Here is a 17,664-nt window from a genome sequence, read left to right as displayed (position 1 = left end):
TTGTACCCTTATAAAACAAATGTAGCATGAAATCAGTTTGGTTGATTATAGTGGCGTTGCTTGTCGGAAGTCAGATGACTTATGGACAGACAACCGTTGATGATTCCACGACTATCACGTATGAAATAGAATTGGCCGGTTCGGCGGCAACAGGCGATCTCACGCCTTTCTGGACCACCAGCAACCGCTGGGGAGTGGTTCCTGCCGAGTCGGGCAATTTATTTTTGCGCCCTCAAATCAAACACCAGCAGTTGTTCGGGAAAGGGTTTTACTGGACAAACCATATCGATGCAGTCGTGGTAACTCCCCGCTACCGAAATATCTATCTTCAGCAACTCTATACCGAACTGGGCTATAAAAAGCTCTCCCTTCGCATCGGTAGCAAACAGGAATATTCCTCACTCTGGGACAAAGACCTGAGCACGGGGGATCTTATCCTCTCGTCGAATGCACGCCCTGTCCCGGAAATCAATATCTCCCTGACCGACTTCGTGCCCATTCCGTTTTCTATGCAACGGTTGCACATAAAAGGGAATGTCGCTTTCGGGCGCTCTTTCGAGACCGCTTTTCTGGAACAATCGATTGACGCGGAGCGCTTCGACTACATTAAAAACGTGTTATGGCATCATAAGTCTTTTCATCTCCGCTTCAAAGATGCCAAAGGAGAGATTCCTTTCTATGCCACTGCCGGCCTGCGTCATATCGCGCAATGGGGCGGCACCTCTACCAACGAGAACTTAGGGAAACAGCCTCAGTCGTTGAAAGATATGGTTCGTATATTCTTCCTCAAAAGCGGTGGAGAGGGGGCAAGTCTGTCTGATCAGATCAACGTATTGGGGTCGCATCACGTCTCGTACGACTTTCAGGTGGGGTACGAAAAAGAGACATGGGGCATACAGGCCTATTATCAGCACCTCTCGTACGATAAGTCAGGCATACTGTTCTATAACAAAACAGATGGTTTATGGGGTTTGCAGTTGGATCTGCCGACTTTCCCCTGGCTAAAGAGTGTTGTGTTGGAATATATGAATACCAAAAACCAGAGTGGTCCACTCCATTATATCGATTTCGACCACGACGCGCATCCCGGCCGTGGTGGAGGAAACGACTGTTATTACAACAACGGAGAGTATACCACCGGCAACAGCTATTTCGCCAGAGGAACAGGCTCTCCACTTCTTCCTTCACCGGTTTATAATCAAAATGGCATTCCCGGCTTCCTCTGCACCCGTGTGGAAGACTTGCATATAGGGGCGAAAGGAAGTCTGTTGCCTACGCTCGACTACCGCGCGATGTTTACCGTTATGAAAGGATGGGGAACGCATAAGGCTCCGTTCCTGGAGATGAAACAGGGTTGCTCTTTTCTGGTAGAAATAGATTACAGGCATCCGCGTTGGGCAGGATGGAGCCTCTGCGGATTGCTGGCAGGCGATACGGGTGATATGTTCGGAAAACAGAGCTACGGATTCAGCTTAGGGATTCGTAAGGCGGGGATTATTCGGTAGGCTCTTCGTCGCGAAACTCCGGCCATAGGGCAGAGGCAATGATTTCTCTTGTTTCATCCGCCAAATGTTGCAATCCCTTCAGAGACGTATCGATCCCTTCAGTCGAAATAGGTTCGTGTATGATCATTTCCATCCGATGGCGGTGTAGGTTCAAGGTGCCGATCGGCAACACATGGAAAGGACCATTCAGGGTGATGGGCACAATGGGTAGTTGCTGCTCGTCGGCCATCTGGTAAGCACCGCGTTTGAAACGAATCATCTTGCCATCGTATGTGCGCGAACCCTCCGGGAACACAGCAATCGAAGCACCATTGCGCAGACTCTTTCGCGCTTCTACTACACTACGGGCAGCCGCCTTTTTCGTTGAGTTATCGACAAAGATAAATCCCGCCGCGCGGCAGGCGGCACCCACCAGCGGTATTTTCCCGATACCGGCCTTCATCACCCATTTGATAGGCACTCCCAGGAATCCATATATCAGAAAAATATCGAAGGCGCCCTGGTGGTTGGCAACAAATACATAAGACTTCTTCCGGTCGATATGTTCTCTTCCTTTGATTTTTACCGGGCATAAGGCGAGATAACAGGTCAGGCGCGACCAGATCATACCGGGGTAATAGGCAAAGATCTTCTCTCCGCCCAACAGGCATCCCAGAATGGTTGTCAGTGCCGTAAGAATAGTCAATATCAAAAAAATAGGCACAAAGATCAACCAGGTATAAAGAATATAAAATAGTCGTAGCATCTTGTGTATTTGTTTAAGGCAAAGATAACGACAACTAAAGAATAATAGCAACCTAAAAGCCAAGAAATTCTTCGAATTGAGAACCTAAACAGGACTCTTTCAACATTTTTAGTCTAAAATATTTTCGCAATCGGGTTATTATTACTTTATTTGCGAGAGAAAAAGAGAAAAAAAGAAACAATAATAAAATTTATCGATAAACCATGAACGCATTGATTAAAAATCTTGGAGTACTTATCCTCCTGATCGGGGTTGCTATCTTGGCAGTGCCGGCGATTACCAACAGTATGAGCAACACGCTTCTTGTGACTGGATTAGTAGTAATCATCATCGGTTACTTAGGCCATATTTTCCTGAATAAGAAAGTAGGATAATTAGTCGAAAAACGAAATTGAAAAGGCTGTGTCTCCTGGGAGGTACAGCCTTTTTTCATTTCTTCTCGATGGCTTTGTAGATCGCATCCTGAATGCGCGTGCGCGTCTCTAAAGAAAAGAGTTTGGTATTGGCCCGGCTCGGATGCAGACGGTTGGTCAGAAAGATATAGACCAGTTGGTTGTCGGGGTCTACCCAGAAACAGGTGCCGGTATACCCCGTATGCCCGAATACCCCGGCTGGCGCCAACGCGCCACAAGGTGAGTTGCGTACATTGCCCCGATCGGGCTTGTCGAATCCCAATCCGCGGCGCGAACTGGGTGATTTGCTTTGTGTAAACAACCGGGCCGTCTCCTGAGTAATCAAGGTATCCCTGCCGTATGTCCCTTGGTTGAGGTAGAGCTGACACACCTTGGCCAGGTCGTGCGCTGTCGAGAAAAGCCCCGCATTGCCCGATACGCCCCCCTGAAAGGCAGCCGCCTCATCGTGTACATAGCCTCGCAACAGCTGACGGCGAACAAACTGATCGTCTTCCGTCGGTACGATCCGTCGCATCTCTATCTTCCCGACGGGGTTATACATCGTCGTTTGTGCTCCCAGGCGGGAGAAGAACTCCTCTTGCAACAATTTGTCCATCGGCTGCGACATCTCACGTTCCACAAGCATTTTCAACAGGATGAAGTTGATGCAGCTATAGCGGTAACGCCCTTTCGCCCCCAGACGGGAGTCGATGATAGAGGCCATAATGCTGTCCTGAAATGTCTCCGCGACATAGAAATCTTTGGCTACCTGTGTTCCGAATCCCGCTTTGGGCGTGGTAGAGACCTGATCCGGCAAATAGGTGAAATCATTTCGTACATAGGTTTTCGCGTCGAAGCGTACCGGATGGGTGGCCCGGCGTGTTCCACTGTAAAGACTACCGGTATAACTATCCTTATCGATTGCCTTCAGGTAGAAATTGATCGAGGAGACCAAGCCCGACTGGTGATATAATAGTTCACGGATGGTGATATCTTTCTTATCAGTGCCTTGCAGTTCCGGGATATAGGCCGACACCTTCTGGTTGAGCGTAAACTTCTTTTCATCATACGCCTTCATGGCCGCCAATAATGTACCGGCTGCTTTCGAGACAGAGGCCAGGTCGTAGACCGACTCGAGGGTGACAGGCTCCGTTTTTTTCTCGTCCTGATAGCCGAAGGCTTTATGGTAGACCACCATACCCTCTTTCGCTATCAATACCTGGCAACCCGGATAGGCTCCTTCGTCGAGCCCTTCTTGCACGATCGACTCGATCACATCCAGCCGCGCCGGATCCAGTCCTACCTCTTCGGACTCCTGATAGCCCAGGCGGCTCTTTTCGGTAAAGAGTCCCGTGCCGGCAAAATAAAGACCGGGAATAGAGACCGGCAGTTTGCCTTTGGCGGCAATTCCTCCCATAATAAGCTGAGCGGCGTATTCCTGCGCGAGCGGTGTCGCTTCGTAAGCTATGATAGCTGCTTTTGAGCGCTCGATGCTCTGGCGATACTGCCGGCAGGAATAAGGCAGAGTGAAGAAGGTAAATACCACCTCTTTCCGGGCAGCCAACTGGCGTAGTTGCTCGCTCTCGGCAACGCGTATCGTATGTACGGCGCATAAGATCACGTCGTATTTTTCCAGTTGGCGGTAGACTTCGCGCACCTGTGCCTCCGTGCTGGTGCGCAATAGCTGGAAACGATCGATCTTATCGTAACGGCTAAGCATCTGCATATAAGGCGTCTCAACCCCATCGCCAAGCGACAGTGCTGCGATCTTTTTCTTTCCGATCCCTTTCAGTGGAAGATAATCATCGCTGTTCTTCATCAGGGTGATCGCTTCGGCATTGAGCTTTGCTACCAGCCAGGCGGCATGAGGCGTGTTCAATCGTTCCGACAAGCCTTTCAGCTCGATCGGTTGATAGTTGTGCAGGCCGGCAATGTATTTATATTGTAATACCTTGAGGCATTTCGCTTCAATCTCGCTCCGGTCTAACACACCCTCCTGAACGGCTTTTCGCACTGCGTCCACATCGGTAAACAACGAAGCCGGAGCCAGTAATATATCATTCCCCGCCAATAACGCCTTGACGGAAGGATTCTCGGAACTCTTGGTCGACGCTCCCTTCATGGCCAGGGCATCGGTGAAGCAAAGCCCCTGAAAGCCCAGTTTTTCTTGCAGCAAACCGGTGACGATCGGTTTCGAAAGCGATGAGGGCTGATTGGCTGTCTTGTCGAGCGCCGGCACATAGAGGTGTCCGGTCATCACGCCCGCAAAGCCTTCATATATATAACGCTTGAATGGTAATAGCTCGACACTGTCCAAGCGCTCCATTGAATGGCGGACAGCCGGCAGCGTGTGATGCGAATCGTCCGAGGTATCGCCGTGCCCCGGGAAATGCTTGGCCACCGAAAGAACTCCTTTCTTCTCAATCCCACGGGCATAGGCAATGCCCTTTTCCGCCACCGCGTCAGGATCTTCCCCAAACGAACGGATGCCGATCACCGGATTGGCCATATTGCTGTTCACATCCACATCGGGCGCGAAATTGATATGAATGCCCATTTCATTGCATTGTCGCCCCACCTCTTCGCCATAGGCTTCGATCAGGTTTATATCTTCAATAGCACCCAGCATCATGTTTTTGGGAAATCGCGTCGTGCCGTCCAAGCGCATCGAGAGTCCCCACTCGCCGTCTAAGGAGACAAGCATCGGGATTTTGGAGGCTTTCTGTATCCGGTTGGTCACTTCAGCCTGTGTCACGGCATCGCCCTTGTGAAACAAGATCCCACCGATCTTGGCCTCGTTCACATAACGCATCAATAGTTGTATGTTACGATTGTCGGTGGTCGGATTGGCGACCGGCATGAATAGTTGTCCGATCCGCTCGTCCAAAGTCAAGGTGTCGAAAACAGAGTCTACCCAGTGATTCATCTTTTCTTTGTCGACCTTACGATATAGTTCCGGAACGGTTTGGGTAAATCCGGAAATCACACAGCTACAAAAGCTTAACAGAAATATCAATCTTCGCATTGTTCTTTCATCATTTTTATAAATCAAAGGTACATAATTCTTCTTAGTTTTTTGGTTACCTTGCGCCGTGTTGTGAAAAAAGTTTGAAAGCATGAGTGAGACAAAAGAAAAAAAGAGAGCAGAACGAAATAGAACATTGACAGTAACGGATGAAGAGCGAAAACTATATAGCGATAGGCTTTGCCGACTTGATCGTGATGATTCTCTGGCTGTTGATGATATAATGAATAGAACGATACATGCCGATCTGTTTGACGCGTTGGATAAGTTGCCCAACGGATTTGCCGATCTGGTCGTTATCGACCCTCCTTATAATCTTGACAAAGATTTTCATGGTTTTAAGTTTAAGTCTTCAGATAACACCGGCTATTTGGAATACCTCAGATCCTGGTTCCCTAAAGTGGTTGCTTTGTTGAAAGATAATGGATCTCTTTATCTATGCGGAGACTGGAAATGTACCTCCGCCTTGCAGCAGGTCATGGAGGAGAATATGACGATCATGAACCGAATCACCTGGCAAAGGGAAAAGGGTAGGGGCGCCTTGACTAATTGGAAAAATGGCATGGAAGATATATGGTTTGGTGTGAAAAACAAGAATAACTATTATTTTGATGTCGAATCGGTCAAGATGAAAAGAAAGGTGATTGCCCCGTATAAGGTGGATGGAAAACCGAAAGATTGGGAAGAGACAGAAAGCGGTAATTTTAGACTGACCTATCCTTCAAATTTTTGGGATGACATAAGTATCCCCTATTGGTCCATGCCGGAAAATACAGACCATCCGACACAGAAACCGGAAAAACTTATCGCTAAATTGATATTAGCCTCCTGCCCCAAAGGCGGCCTTGTTTTTGATCCATTCTTAGGCTCCGGAACCACCTCTGTTGTGGCAAAAAAATTAGCGCGAAACTATGTAGGCGTGGAACAAAATGAAGCGTATTGCATCTGGGCCGAAAAACGTTTGCAAATGGCCGAAAACGATAACACCATCCAAGGATATACCAACGGCGTTTTTTGGGAAAGAAATACGCTTAGTGCTCAGCAGGCAGAGATGAAAGAAGGGAAAAGCTAACCTTTCCGAACGATATGCGCATGAATTAAACATTGCTTGCTTTGCATCTTCATTTCTCGTCGATTGCTAAGAAAATGCCGAATATCATTTTGTAAGCAAAAACAACGTTTTGCTTTACAATATGATACGTTAAAAAGTGTTACTCCTGCGGGTAATTTTAAAAACCCCTACGTTTACGGAAAAAAAGTCGGGCGTTTTTGACAAAATGTAAGTTTCGCTTAGCGCAGCGTAAAGCAATTTTGGCATGGCCTTCCTCTTTTTGCATACACTTGCGATTTTGTCTTTTTTGCCGGTTTAGGATGGGTGTTTTATCGCTTATCGGCCACGGCTTTTTCGAGTTGTTGAAGCGCTTTGTCGATAACGGAACGCGGACAGCCGATATTCATGCGCATAAATCCTTTGCCTTCGGGGCCGAACATACTGCCGTCGTTCAGTGCCAATTTGGCTTTCTGGATGAAAAACGCCACCAGCTCCTCCTGCTCCATGCCTAATTCGCGGCAGTCGAGCCATACAAGGAAAGAGGCTTGTGGGCGGTAGATCTTGATTTGTGGGATGCGTTTTTGAAGATATTCATCGATATAATCGACATTGCGCATCACATATTGGCGCATCTGCTGTAGCCATTCCGCTCCGTAGGTATAGGCGGCGATGGTGGCTTCATAGGCAAAGATCGTTCCGGCATTCAGTTCACGGGCTTCGAGGTAGCCAAAGAACTTCTCGCGCACAGCGGGATCGGGCACGATGGCATAGGAGGAAACAATCCCGGCGATGTTGAATGTCTTGCTGGGAGCCATAAAACTGATGCTGTTGGCTGCGGCGGCTTCAGACACGGCCGAGAAGGGGATATGCTTATTGCCCGGAAAGGTCATCTCGGCATGTATTTCATCGGATATAATAAGGATCTGATGCTTCAGACAGAAATCGGCTAACCGCATCAAGGTCTCTTTCGGCCAAACGATTCCTCCCGGGTTGTGCGGGTTGCACAGGATGAATAGCTTACATTTTTCATCTACCAGCGTCTCCAACTGTTCGAAATCCATCTCATACCTTCCGTTGACGAGGCGAAGCGGATTACAGAGCACCTCACGCCCCATGCCTTCGGGTATCAGGCGGAAAGGATGGTAGACAGGCGGTTGTATGATTACCTTGTCGCCTTCGTTCGAGAAACAATCGACAACAAACGAGATGCCTTTAACGATTCCGGGGATATAACTGATCCAGTCGCGCTCCACGCGCCAGCCATATTTATAATCCAGCCAGGCGAGAATGCTGTTGTAATACTCGTCGGAGGCAAAGGTGTATCCGAACACCTCATGCTCGCAACGTTTGCGGAGGGCATCAACGATAAAGTCCGGCGTGCGGAAATCCATATCGGCTACCCATAGGGGAAGAAGGTCTTCGCTTCCAAACACCTCTTTTAACTGATCGTGTTTTACGGATGAAGTACCATGACGCTCAATCACTTCATCAAAATGGTATTGTTTCATATTGTATCCCTGTATAATGTCTTTAAGCCGGGAGCCAAAGATACAAATTTTCGTCTAACCATCTCTTTTGTTTCGAGGAAGCAAAGAAGGATTTGCCGGAAAAACTGTTTTGACGTACATTTGTCCGGACAGAAAAAAGAGATCGACAGATGAAGAAGATAGGGTTGCTTTCAGACACGCATGCGTGGTGGGATGAGAAGTACGAACTGTATTTTAAGGACTGTGATGAGATATGGCACGCGGGCGATATCGGATCGGACACGGTGGCCTACCGACTGGCGCAGATCAAACCATTGCGCGCGGTGTATGGCAATATCGACGGGCAGCCACTTCGGCAGCAATATCCGTTGATTGCGAAGTTCGAGGTAGAGCAGGTGCGTGTGATGATGACCCATATCGGTGGCTACCCCAATCGCTATGCGCCGGGCATCAAGCAGGAACTGTTGACCTATCAGCCTACCCTGTTTATTTCAGGACATTCGCATATATTGAAGGTGATGTATGACAACGCGCTGAAGTGTTTGCATATCAATCCGGGAGCGGCCGGGAAAAGCGGGTTGCATCAGATACGTACCTTGGTGCGTTTTGTGATCGATGGAGATCAGATTAAAGATCTGGAGGTGATTGAGATTGGTTAATTCTCTTGTTTCTCGGGGAGGGGAGTCTCTTTTTTGGTGGCGTTGAGGTTGTAGTTTTCAGCGAATAGGACGGTGTTCTTTAGGTAAGGATATTCGGATTCGAAATAGCTGCTAAATACCCCTTTGCCAATATTCTCTTCGATCTGCTTCATGGTCCATAGTTTACCATGTGTATGCATCAATTTCTTCATGGTGGCCTCGTCGCGTACACAAATCGCATGCAGCGATACGAGGTGTTTTACCTTTTCATCTTCGTGGGTGTAACGGATCAGAAAACGTGGTTCGATAGGTTTTCCGATATGTCGGCCGATTATCTCTTTGATCGTGTTTTCGATGGTGTGGCGGAAAAGGATGTAGGCATGTAGAGGGTAATCTAATGTTTCGGGCGATACATAGTCTGTTTTCGGGCGTTTCACCAGGTAGAGCATACCGTTGTAGATGACAGCGATCCGTACGATCGGATGGTAATACTTCTTGGGGGAGGTGCGGCTGACCGAACGGGCTATACAACCAATTACCTTCCCCTTATCGTCCAATACCGGTAGCCACATCTCTTTCTTTAGGCTTCCCTGCATCCAGGAGATACGTATCTGTTCGTAAACGATAATGGCCACCCCGATGACAATGCCCAGATAGCGATACAAGAAATGTTCGAAATGCGGATTCTGCATCGACTCCGGTAGGAAGGTGAAGAAGAGAATCACAAACAGATGGAGCGTATACAGGTTTTGTACGAGGGGCACAAGGAAATAGAATTCGTTTAAGGCGGTGCGCATCAGCGTACGCTTATATGCCGGTGCCTTCGATTGACGGATACGCCGGAGCATCGAGTGTTTGGAGAAGCCGATAATGGCCAGTACCATAACAAACAATACCTCTACCAATACCGGTGAGTAGCCAAACAGAACAGGGTCTAATTTGAGTAAAATAAACAGGACATAGAGTATGAGTGTGGCCGAGGCCGGCAGCAAAAGGAATTGATAGATTTTATCTTTACTCAACATCCGGTAAAGCCCCAGACAGAAGATGCAGAAAACGACGGCAATAAAGAACGATAATCGGTAAGAGAAGAAATTGTCCAAAAACATGAACAATAGGATTGGTATCAACCCCACCGCCTGATTCTGTACGTTTCGTTTTATTGTATTCATCGCAATAACTCTACCCCTTTCCTTTTAATAACAGTTATGAACGGTAATTGTTCTCGTTAGAGGTGATTTTCTGCGTGATAAGAAGAGCGAACCAAGGGGGCGCTTTCTACTTTGTTAAATCCTTTCTTTAGTGCTTCTATCCGATATATTTCAAACTGTTCGGGTGTAACGTATTCGGTTACAGGGAGATTCTTGCGGGAGGGTTGTAGGTATTGTCCGATGGTTAACACGGAAACATCGGCGGCTAATACCTCATCCATTAATTCATATACTTCGCTTTCTGTTTCGCCCAGCCCCACCATAATACCTGTTTTGGCGGTGACGCCGTTGGCAGCGATATGGCGAAGCACCGAGAGGCTGACATCATATTTGGCAGCGCTTCGGACCTCCGGCGTAAGACGCCGTATGGTTTCCATATTATGCGAGATGATTTCCGGCGCGGCTTCGATCACGATATCGACCAGATCCAGTTTGCCCTGGAAGTCGGGAATCAATACCTCAACCGTTGTTTGCGGATTGACCCGTTTGATGGCGCGTATGGTAGCTGCCCAGTGGGCAGCGCCTCCGTCGGGCAGGTCGTCGCGGTCGACCGAGGTAATCACCGCGTGTTTCAGTTCCATCAGGCGAATGCTCTCGGCTACATTCTCCGGTTCCTGCGGATTGAGCGGAAGAGGTCGTCCGGTCTGTGTGTTACAAAAACGGCAGGAACGGGTGCAGATATCCCCTCCGATCATGAAGGTGGCGGTGCCCCGGCTCCAACATTCGCCCATATTCGGGCATTTCCCGCTGGTACATATCGTATGCAGGCAATGGGATTCAACAATGCTTTTCGTACGGGTGAAATTCTCATTCCCGCCTAACCGGATCTTTAACCAGTCAGGCTTCTTAACATGCGGTACACTCATCTTGTTTATAGATTATCGAAGAGGAAATTACAGATTTTAGTATAGAGATGCAAACGGGTATTTCCACCGGAGATACCATGGTTGCGGTCTTTATAGATATGCATATCGAACTGCTTACCGGCTTGCACCAAGGCTTCGGCATAGACCATCGACTGGGCAAAATGCACGTTATCGTCGGCTGTTCCGTGGATAAGCAATAATTTACCCTGCAGGTCGGCAGCTCTTTCCAACGGAGAGGTGAGGGCATACCCTTCAAAGTTTTCCTGCGGTGTGCGCATGAAACGTTCGGTATAGATCGTGTCGTAGAACTTCCAATCGGTCGGCGGAGCAACGGCAATACCTGCTTTGAAGGTGCCGTCTCCGGTGGTCATTGCCATCAGGGTGTTGTATCCGCCGAAGCTCCATCCGTAGATAGCCATGCGTTTGCCATCGATATAGGGCAGTTTGCCTAACGCCTGCGCCGCCTCTACCTGATCACGCGATTCGAGTTCGCCCATGCGGAGGTAGGTGCATTTGCGGAAGGCTTCGCCACGGGCGCCTGTGCCACGTCCGTCTACAGCGACGACGATGATGCCGTTGGCTGCCAGGTATTGTTCCCAATCCATGCCGTACCGGTCGAGCACCTCTTGCGAATTAGGCCCGCTGTATTGAGTCATCAACACCGGATATTGGCGGGAAGGATCGAAATTGGTCGGTTTCACCATCCAGGCATTCAGTTCGATGCCCGAAGCGGTCTCAATGGTCATAAACTCTTTTGGTGAGAAAGCGTATTGAGTGAGTTTCGTTTTCAGGGATTCATTGTTTTGCAATACGCGCAGTTCTTTCCGCGATTTGGTTTCATGTACGGTGATGCGTGCCGGTGTCTGTACGCTTGAATAGGTATTGACAAAATAGGCAAAATTGTTGCTGAATGCTGCGTTGTTGGTTCCTTCCTGCACGGATAGCTTTATTTTATTGCCTTTGGCATCGATGCTGTAGACCGAACGGCGCATCGGACTCTCTTCGGCCGATTGGTAATAAACCGTATTCGTTGCCTCATGGATGCCCAGGAAAGCTGTCACGTCCCAGTTTCCTTGTGTGATCTGACGTTGCATCACGCCGGTAGGGGAATACTGATACAGGTGGGCATAGCCGTCTTGCTCGCTGACATAATAGAATCCATTCGCTGTGAACGTGAGGGAATACAACCATTCCGAATCGATATACGCTTTGTTTTCTTCGCGCAGAATCAGGCGGAACACACCGCTTTTCGGATTGGCGTAATACATATTAAAGAGGTTCTGATGGCGGTTCAAGGTCAAAACAGCCAACTGATCCGAATGAGTCGTGAACAGAATGCGGGGGATATAGCTCTCTTCATCCACAGGGACGTCGAGCTTCTTGGTGTCTTTCGAATTGACATTGTAGGCATGAAGCGTTACCCGTGAGTTGCGTTGTCCGGCTTTCGGGTATTTGAAGTCATAGGTAACCGGATAGAGTCCGTCGCCATACATCTGCATATTGTATTCGCGAACAGCCGATTCGTCGAAACGAACGAATGCCAGTTGTTCATTGTCGGGCGACCAGGCCATCAGGTTCGTAACGGCAAACTCTTCTTCATAGCCCCAATCGGTGATGCCGTTCAGTATCTTATTCGCTTCGCCGTCGTTGGTCACCTGTATCTCCGTATCGAAATCGAATTTCTTTAACCAGATATTATTGTCAATCACGTAGGCACACATTCGTCCGTCAGGGGAGAAGGTCGGGATCATTAGTTTCTTGCCCGTGTCGCTTAATGGTTTAACGTAGTTGCGGCGCACGTCGTAATCATAGAACTCTGCCTTCCACGAGCGGCGGTAGATCGCTTCCCGTTCGCGCCATACCAGGATGCGATGTCCTGTGGAGGCTATCTGATACCCCTGGAAGGTGTCGAAGGAGCATTCACGGGCGGTAGCGGTATTAAACAGGGTGTCGACCGGTTGCCCTGTGCGGTAGGCATAGCGAACGATCATCGTCCGTTCCGGGTTCATAGCGGTATAATGTTCCCCGTCGGGCAGGGAGCGCATTTCTCCGATAGCCGTTGTTTGACGGAACTCGCCGTTTATGATTTCATGCAGATTGATGCGCTTGTTTCCTTGTTGTGCCCAGGCACCTGTTATAACCAATAGACTTAGTAAGATAGGTATGGCTGTCTTTTTCATGTTTTTCTGTTATTTTCGATTTGTCGGCAAAGGTAAGTAATTAATTAAAAAGAGTGGTAAGGGGGGAAAGGACTTTCAGGTCTTTAAAGGCTATAAGGTCTTTAAAGTCCTTAAAGACCTTAAAGACCTTAAAGACCTTAAAGACTTTAAAGACCTTCAAACCTCATCTTCCCCCAAACCCAGTAAACGCGCGGCGTCCATAGATAGCCACCACGATAAAACAGATAAAAGGCAGGAAAAACGACAGATTCACCGCCGGCATACCCAACAACACGCCCTGATCGATGATCATAGCCTGAAGCGGAGGAAGAATAGATCCTCCCAAGATGGCCATGATAAGCCCGGCGGCACCGAATTTGGCATCATCGCCCAGGCCTTTCAACGCAATACCGTAGATGGTCGGGAACATCAATGACATACAGGCGGATACGCCCACCAGACAATAGAGCCCGTTGATATCCTGGAAGAAGATAACACCCAACGTGAAAGCCCCTCCGGCTATAGCCAGAATCATCAACAATTTGCCCGGATTGAGGTAGCGCAACAGGAAGGTGCAGATAAAACGACTGACGCAGAAGATGATCATCGCCACAATATTGTATTTCTGCGACAATACCTCCGCCGCCTTTTCTGTCATGCCCTGCTCCATAAACAGGCGGGTGCCGTACTGGATGATAAAGGTCCAACACATGATCTGCACGCCCACATAGAAGAACTGAGCTATCACTCCTTCCCGGTAACGCGGCAGGGAGAATATCCGTTTCAGCGTAGGGAGGAAGTCGATGTTGTGCGATTGATCCTGGTTTTTCGGCATCTTGGTGAAGCGGATCAACAGGAACATCGCCAGAATGACCAGGCCAATAATAATATAGGGTGTGATCAATACCGACAGGTCTGCCTCCTTTACGGCGGCAAATTCGGCCTCATTCAGTAACGCCCGTTCTGCCGTATCCATAGGATTCAGTCGTGCCTGAATGAAATTCATGGCAACAAACATGCCCAACAGAGAGCCCATCGGGTTGAACGACTGTGCCAGGTTTAATCGTCGGGTGGCTGTCTCTTCGGTGCCCATCGACAGGATATACGGGTTGGCACTTGTCTCAAGAAAAGAGAGCCCGCAAGTCAGGATGAAATAGGCAAAGAGAAACGGATAGTATTCGCCTATGGCTTTAGCCGGAAAGAAAAGGAAGGCGCCGATCGCATAGAGTCCTAAGCCCAACAGAATCCCCGCCTTATAGGAGTATTTCCGGATAAACATAGCCGCCGGAAAGGCCATGGCGAAGTAGCCTCCGTAGAAGGCTACCTGCACCAAAGCACCATCCGTTACGCTCATGCGGAAAATCTTCGAAAAGGCTTTCACCATGGGGTTGGTAATATCGTTGGCAAACCCCCATAGGGCAAAGCAGAAGGTGATGAGGATAAACGGTATCAGGTAGTTTACCCCGTCGCTACCGGTCAGCAACGATGATTTTTTCTGTGTTTTCATGTCGGGAAGGCTTATTTATAAAGCGGTCCGTAAGTCTGACAAGCGCGATAATCTGCCCCCTCTTTATCCATACCGAAGGCATTCCATGCCGCCGGACGGAAGATATCTTTCTCGTCTACATTGTGCATGCAGACAGGAATACGCAACATAGAAGCCAGCGTAATCAGGTCGGCACCCACATGTCCGTAGCTGATCGCTCCATGGTTGGCTCCCCAGTTGTTCATCACGGAGTACACATCCTTGAAGGCATCTTTCTCTGTCAGGCGCGGCGCAAACCAGGTAGTCGGCCAGCCTTTGTCGGTGCGGTCGTCCAGTATTTTGTGTGCATCCGGATCGAGTTCTACCGTCCATCCTTCGGCAATCTGCAAGACCGGACCCAGTCCTTTCACCAGATTGAGGCGAACCATGGTGCAGGGCATGCCTTCACGTGTCAGAAATTTAGACGAAAAGCCTCCTCCCCGGAAGTATTCACGGTTGGCAGGCACCCAGGTTGTTGCGTCTAAACAGGCCTGTGCCTCCTCGTTATTGATCTCCCAGAAGGGTTTCATCGCCGGATTGCCTTCCGCATCGCTCTGACGAGCTGATCCGTCGAGGGAAGCAGCACCCGAGTTGATCAGGTGGATAATACCGTTTGCGGCACGTCCTTCCAGCTTCTTGCCCGTAACCCGTTCGACCGCGTCGGGACTCCAGTAGGTGCGTACGTCGGCAAAGATCTGCGCTGTATTGGTCAATAGATAACTGAACAACATGGCAGTTCCGTTCAACGCGTCGTTTTCGGTAGCCAATACGAACGGTTGGCGCACGCCCGTCCAGTCGAACGATGAGTTCATGATGGCTTCGGTAAAGTCGCCGTTCGGATAGAAGTCGGTCCATTGGCGTTGTCCCTGGAATCCTGCTGCCAGTGCATTGTGCCCTAACGACTCTTCTCCGAATCCCATCTCTTTGAGTTTCGGGTTGCCAATCATCAGGTCGCGCACAATCAAGGTCATTTTTACAATGAATTCCCAATCCTGGTCTTTCTCTTCGCGGCTCTTTTGCAAGTCGGAACGGTTGCAGGTGTCTGCACCCTCCTTACAGTTAGCTTTTGCCCAGGCCAACGCCTTTTCGAATTCTTCTTTGTCATAGATACCTAATGTCATGCGGCGAATGATTTCCACCTCGTCGATGCCTTCGCAACGCATACCCAGATACTCTTCGAAGAAGTCGGGGTTGACGATTGAACCGGCAATACCCATACAAACGGCACCAATGGAAAGATATGATTTCCCACGCATAATAGCGACCGCCATGGCAGCGCGTGAGAAGCGCAACAGCTTTTCGGTGACATCAGCCGGTATCTCTGTCGTACCCATATCCTGCACATCGTGGCCATAGATACCGAATGCCGGCAACCCTTTCTGTGCATGAGCCGCCAGCACGGCCGCCAGATAGACCGCTCCCGGGCGCTCTGTTCCGTTGAATCCCCAAACGGCTTTGATGGTGTGCGGATCCATATCCATCGTTTCACTGCCGTAACACCAGCAAGGAGTGACGCTAATGGTAACGGCTACATTCTCTTTTTTGAATTGATCGGTGCAGGCAGCACTTTCGGCTACACGTCCGATGGTCGAGTCGGCAATGACGCATTGCACCGGAGTCCCGTCCGGGTATTTCAGCGTGGACGAGATTAGTTCAACCACGCTTTTTGCCATATTCATGGTTTGTTCTTCCAATGATTCGCGAACGCCGCCCATGCGGCCGTCAATTGTCGGGCGGATGCCGATCTTAGGCCAATCGCCTTTCCATCTGTTTGTGTTCATGGTATAATCTATTTTATGTGTTAATATGATATGTCTGATATAAGGGATAGCCGAGCGCCATCAAGCTTGCTTGAATGGCCAAGGCGCATCCTGTATTCTGCAAATATAAAGATTATCAGCACCTTTTCTTTATAGAATACCGACAAACAATAACACTATTTCGATATAATCCTGTATTTTTGTCTGTACGTTTTCTTTATTTGATATGCGCGAAACAGATAATTTGCAGCTTATTCTATTGAATATCGGTCGGTCGTCTCACGATGGCGACTGGAACTGGAAGGGAATAAACAGTCCCTTTGCCCGGTTGTATTATGTGATGGAAGGATGCGCCCGTGTTGACCTTCCGCAGGGGATACAGACGCTTCGGCCGGGCTCGCTCTACCTGATTCCGCCTTTCACGTTGCATAGCTATGCCTGCGACGGCCTGTTTTCTCATTTCTATATACATATCTATGAGACGCCCTCTTCGCCCAGGCATCTGTTGGAAGAGTGTCATTTCCCGGTGGAGATCCCGGCTAATCCGTTGGATTTTTCATTGATAAATCGTTTGTTGGAGATCAATCCGGATAGGGAATTGTTGCAATATGACCCGGGACTCTATGACAACCAGCCTACCTTGTTACGGAATATAGCGACTGAAGCTCAACAGGCAGAATACGCAGCCTTGGAGACAAGAGGCATCCTTGCCCAACTGCTTTCCCGTTTTCTGCGCTACGCCACACCGAAAACCGAAGTAAATGATAAGCGGATTGCCAACGTATTGCGCCATATTCGCAAACATATCGACCAGCCTCTTCGTATCAGTCAGTTGGCGGCGATCTGCCATCTGTCGGACGATCACTTTATCCGTTTGTTCAAAAAAGAGATGGATTGTACGCCTATTGCCTATATCAACCAGAAGAAGATAGAGCGTGCCCAGTTGATGCTATTGGTTGAAAACGTGCCGGTCAAAGACATCGCCTATCGTCTCTCCTTCGACAATATCTCCTATTTCAACCGGGTGTTTAAGCAGATCACCCGGTTTACGCCCACGCAGTACTGCGAGCGTCTGTACGGACAATAAAATGTTATAGCTGTTCCGCTTTGAATCCCGCCGCTTTGACTGCCGCGATGATCGCTTCCGCCGGATAGTCGCCTTCGACGGTCAGTGTTTTATCCGGTGAGTTCAGGTCGATCGACCACTCGGTTTCAGGCACCACTTCGTTTAGTTTGGTACGGATTGCGGCTACACAACCACCGCATTTCGCGTTTGTTTTGAATTGCATAATAAAGATTG

At 49.0% G+C, this 17,664-nt stretch carries 14 protein-coding genes; 5 read left to right on the top strand and 9 right to left on the bottom strand.

Features of this window, described 5'->3' with window-relative positions:
• The first annotated feature begins 26 nt into the window (after nt 1-26).
• Nucleotides 27-1,505 (top strand): capsule assembly Wzi family protein, encoded by a 1,479-nt coding sequence (locus M2134_RS00630; RefSeq protein ID WP_280749464.1) that lies wholly within the window; start codon nt 27-29, stop codon nt 1,503-1,505.
• Here the strand turns inward: M2134_RS00630 and M2134_RS00625 are convergent.
• Nucleotides 1,495-2,250 (bottom strand): lysophospholipid acyltransferase family protein, encoded by a 756-nt coding sequence (locus tag M2134_RS00625; RefSeq protein WP_280749463.1) that lies wholly within the window; start codon nt 2,248-2,250, stop codon nt 1,495-1,497. The genes M2134_RS00630 and M2134_RS00625 overlap by 11 nt on opposite strands.
• A gap of 203 nt (nt 2,251-2,453) precedes the next feature.
• Between M2134_RS00625 and M2134_RS00620 the strand changes: the two genes are divergently transcribed.
• Nucleotides 2,454-2,624, top strand: a complete 171-nt coding sequence (locus M2134_RS00620) for a hypothetical protein (protein ID WP_280749462.1) — start codon at nt 2,454-2,456, stop codon at nt 2,622-2,624.
• 55 nt (nt 2,625-2,679) lie between these two features.
• Here the strand turns inward: M2134_RS00620 and M2134_RS00615 are convergent, their stop codons facing one another.
• Nucleotides 2,680-5,667 carry a glycoside hydrolase family 3 N-terminal domain-containing protein gene (locus M2134_RS00615; RefSeq protein ID WP_280749461.1) on the bottom strand — a complete coding sequence of 996 codons (2,988 nt, stop codon included), beginning with the start codon at nt 5,665-5,667 and terminating at the stop codon, nt 2,680-2,682.
• 91 nt (nt 5,668-5,758) lie between these two features.
• Between M2134_RS00615 and M2134_RS00610 the strand changes: the two genes are divergently transcribed.
• Entirely contained in the window at nt 5,759-6,739 is a 981-nt protein-coding gene (locus tag M2134_RS00610; protein ID WP_280749460.1) for a site-specific DNA-methyltransferase, read from the top strand.
• 308 nt (nt 6,740-7,047) lie between these two features.
• Here the strand turns inward: M2134_RS00610 and M2134_RS00605 are convergent, their stop codons facing one another.
• Complete coding sequence (locus tag M2134_RS00605; protein ID WP_280749459.1) at nt 7,048-8,226, bottom strand: PatB family C-S lyase; 1,179 nt, start codon at nt 8,224-8,226, stop codon at nt 7,048-7,050.
• 149 nt (nt 8,227-8,375) lie between these two features.
• Here M2134_RS00605 and M2134_RS00600 point away from each other — a divergent pair, with 149 nt between their 5' ends.
• Entirely contained in the window at nt 8,376-8,864 is a 489-nt protein-coding gene (locus M2134_RS00600; protein WP_280749458.1) for a metallophosphoesterase family protein, read from the top strand.
• On the opposite strand, the gene M2134_RS00595 is transcribed toward M2134_RS00600, so the two are convergent.
• From M2134_RS00595 to M2134_RS00575, 5 genes are all read right to left on the bottom strand, one after another.
• Entirely contained in the window at nt 8,861-10,015 is a 1,155-nt protein-coding gene (locus M2134_RS00595) for a hypothetical protein (protein ID WP_280749457.1), read from the bottom strand. The two genes, M2134_RS00600 and M2134_RS00595, sit on opposite strands and share 4 nt — an antisense overlap.
• Before the next feature lie 56 nt (nt 10,016-10,071).
• Nucleotides 10,072-10,920 (bottom strand): lipoyl synthase, encoded by an 849-nt coding sequence (gene lipA / locus M2134_RS00590; RefSeq protein ID WP_280749456.1) that lies wholly within the window; start codon nt 10,918-10,920, stop codon nt 10,072-10,074.
• A 5-nt stretch (nt 10,921-10,925) separates the two neighbouring features.
• The gene (locus M2134_RS00585) at nt 10,926-13,100 is read right to left on the bottom strand and encodes a S9 family peptidase (RefSeq protein ID WP_280749455.1); all 2,175 of its coding nucleotides are present in this window, start codon (nt 13,098-13,100) and stop codon (nt 10,926-10,928) included.
• Between the two features lie 163 nt (nt 13,101-13,263).
• Nucleotides 13,264-14,586, bottom strand: a complete 1,323-nt coding sequence (gene fucP, locus M2134_RS00580) for an L-fucose:H+ symporter permease (RefSeq protein WP_280749454.1) — start codon at nt 14,584-14,586, stop codon at nt 13,264-13,266.
• A gap of 11 nt (nt 14,587-14,597) precedes the next feature.
• Nucleotides 14,598-16,385: an L-fucose isomerase gene (locus M2134_RS00575; protein WP_280749453.1), complete on the bottom strand. Its 1,788-nt coding sequence runs from the start codon at nt 16,383-16,385 to the stop codon at nt 14,598-14,600.
• Nucleotides 16,386-16,590: 205 nt separating this feature from the next.
• Between M2134_RS00575 and M2134_RS00570 the strand changes: the two genes are divergently transcribed.
• A complete protein-coding gene (locus tag M2134_RS00570; protein WP_280749452.1) occupies nt 16,591-17,451 on the top strand; it encodes an AraC family transcriptional regulator in 861 nt (286 codons plus the stop codon).
• A gap of 4 nt (nt 17,452-17,455) precedes the next feature.
• On the opposite strand, the gene M2134_RS00565 is transcribed toward M2134_RS00570, so the two are convergent.
• On the bottom strand, nt 17,456-17,662 hold the full coding sequence (locus M2134_RS00565; protein ID WP_280749722.1) for a cation transporter: 207 nt from the start codon (nt 17,660-17,662) through the stop codon (nt 17,456-17,458).
• Nucleotides 17,663-17,664 lie beyond the last annotated feature (2 nt).

Origin of the sequence: Parabacteroides sp. PM6-13, from assembly GCF_029892605.1 — a bacterium.
Lineage (GTDB): Bacteria > Bacteroidota > Bacteroidia > Bacteroidales > Tannerellaceae > QVMG01.
Note: the sequence above shows the minus strand (reverse complement) of the source record. Positions and strands in the feature narration are given on the sequence as shown.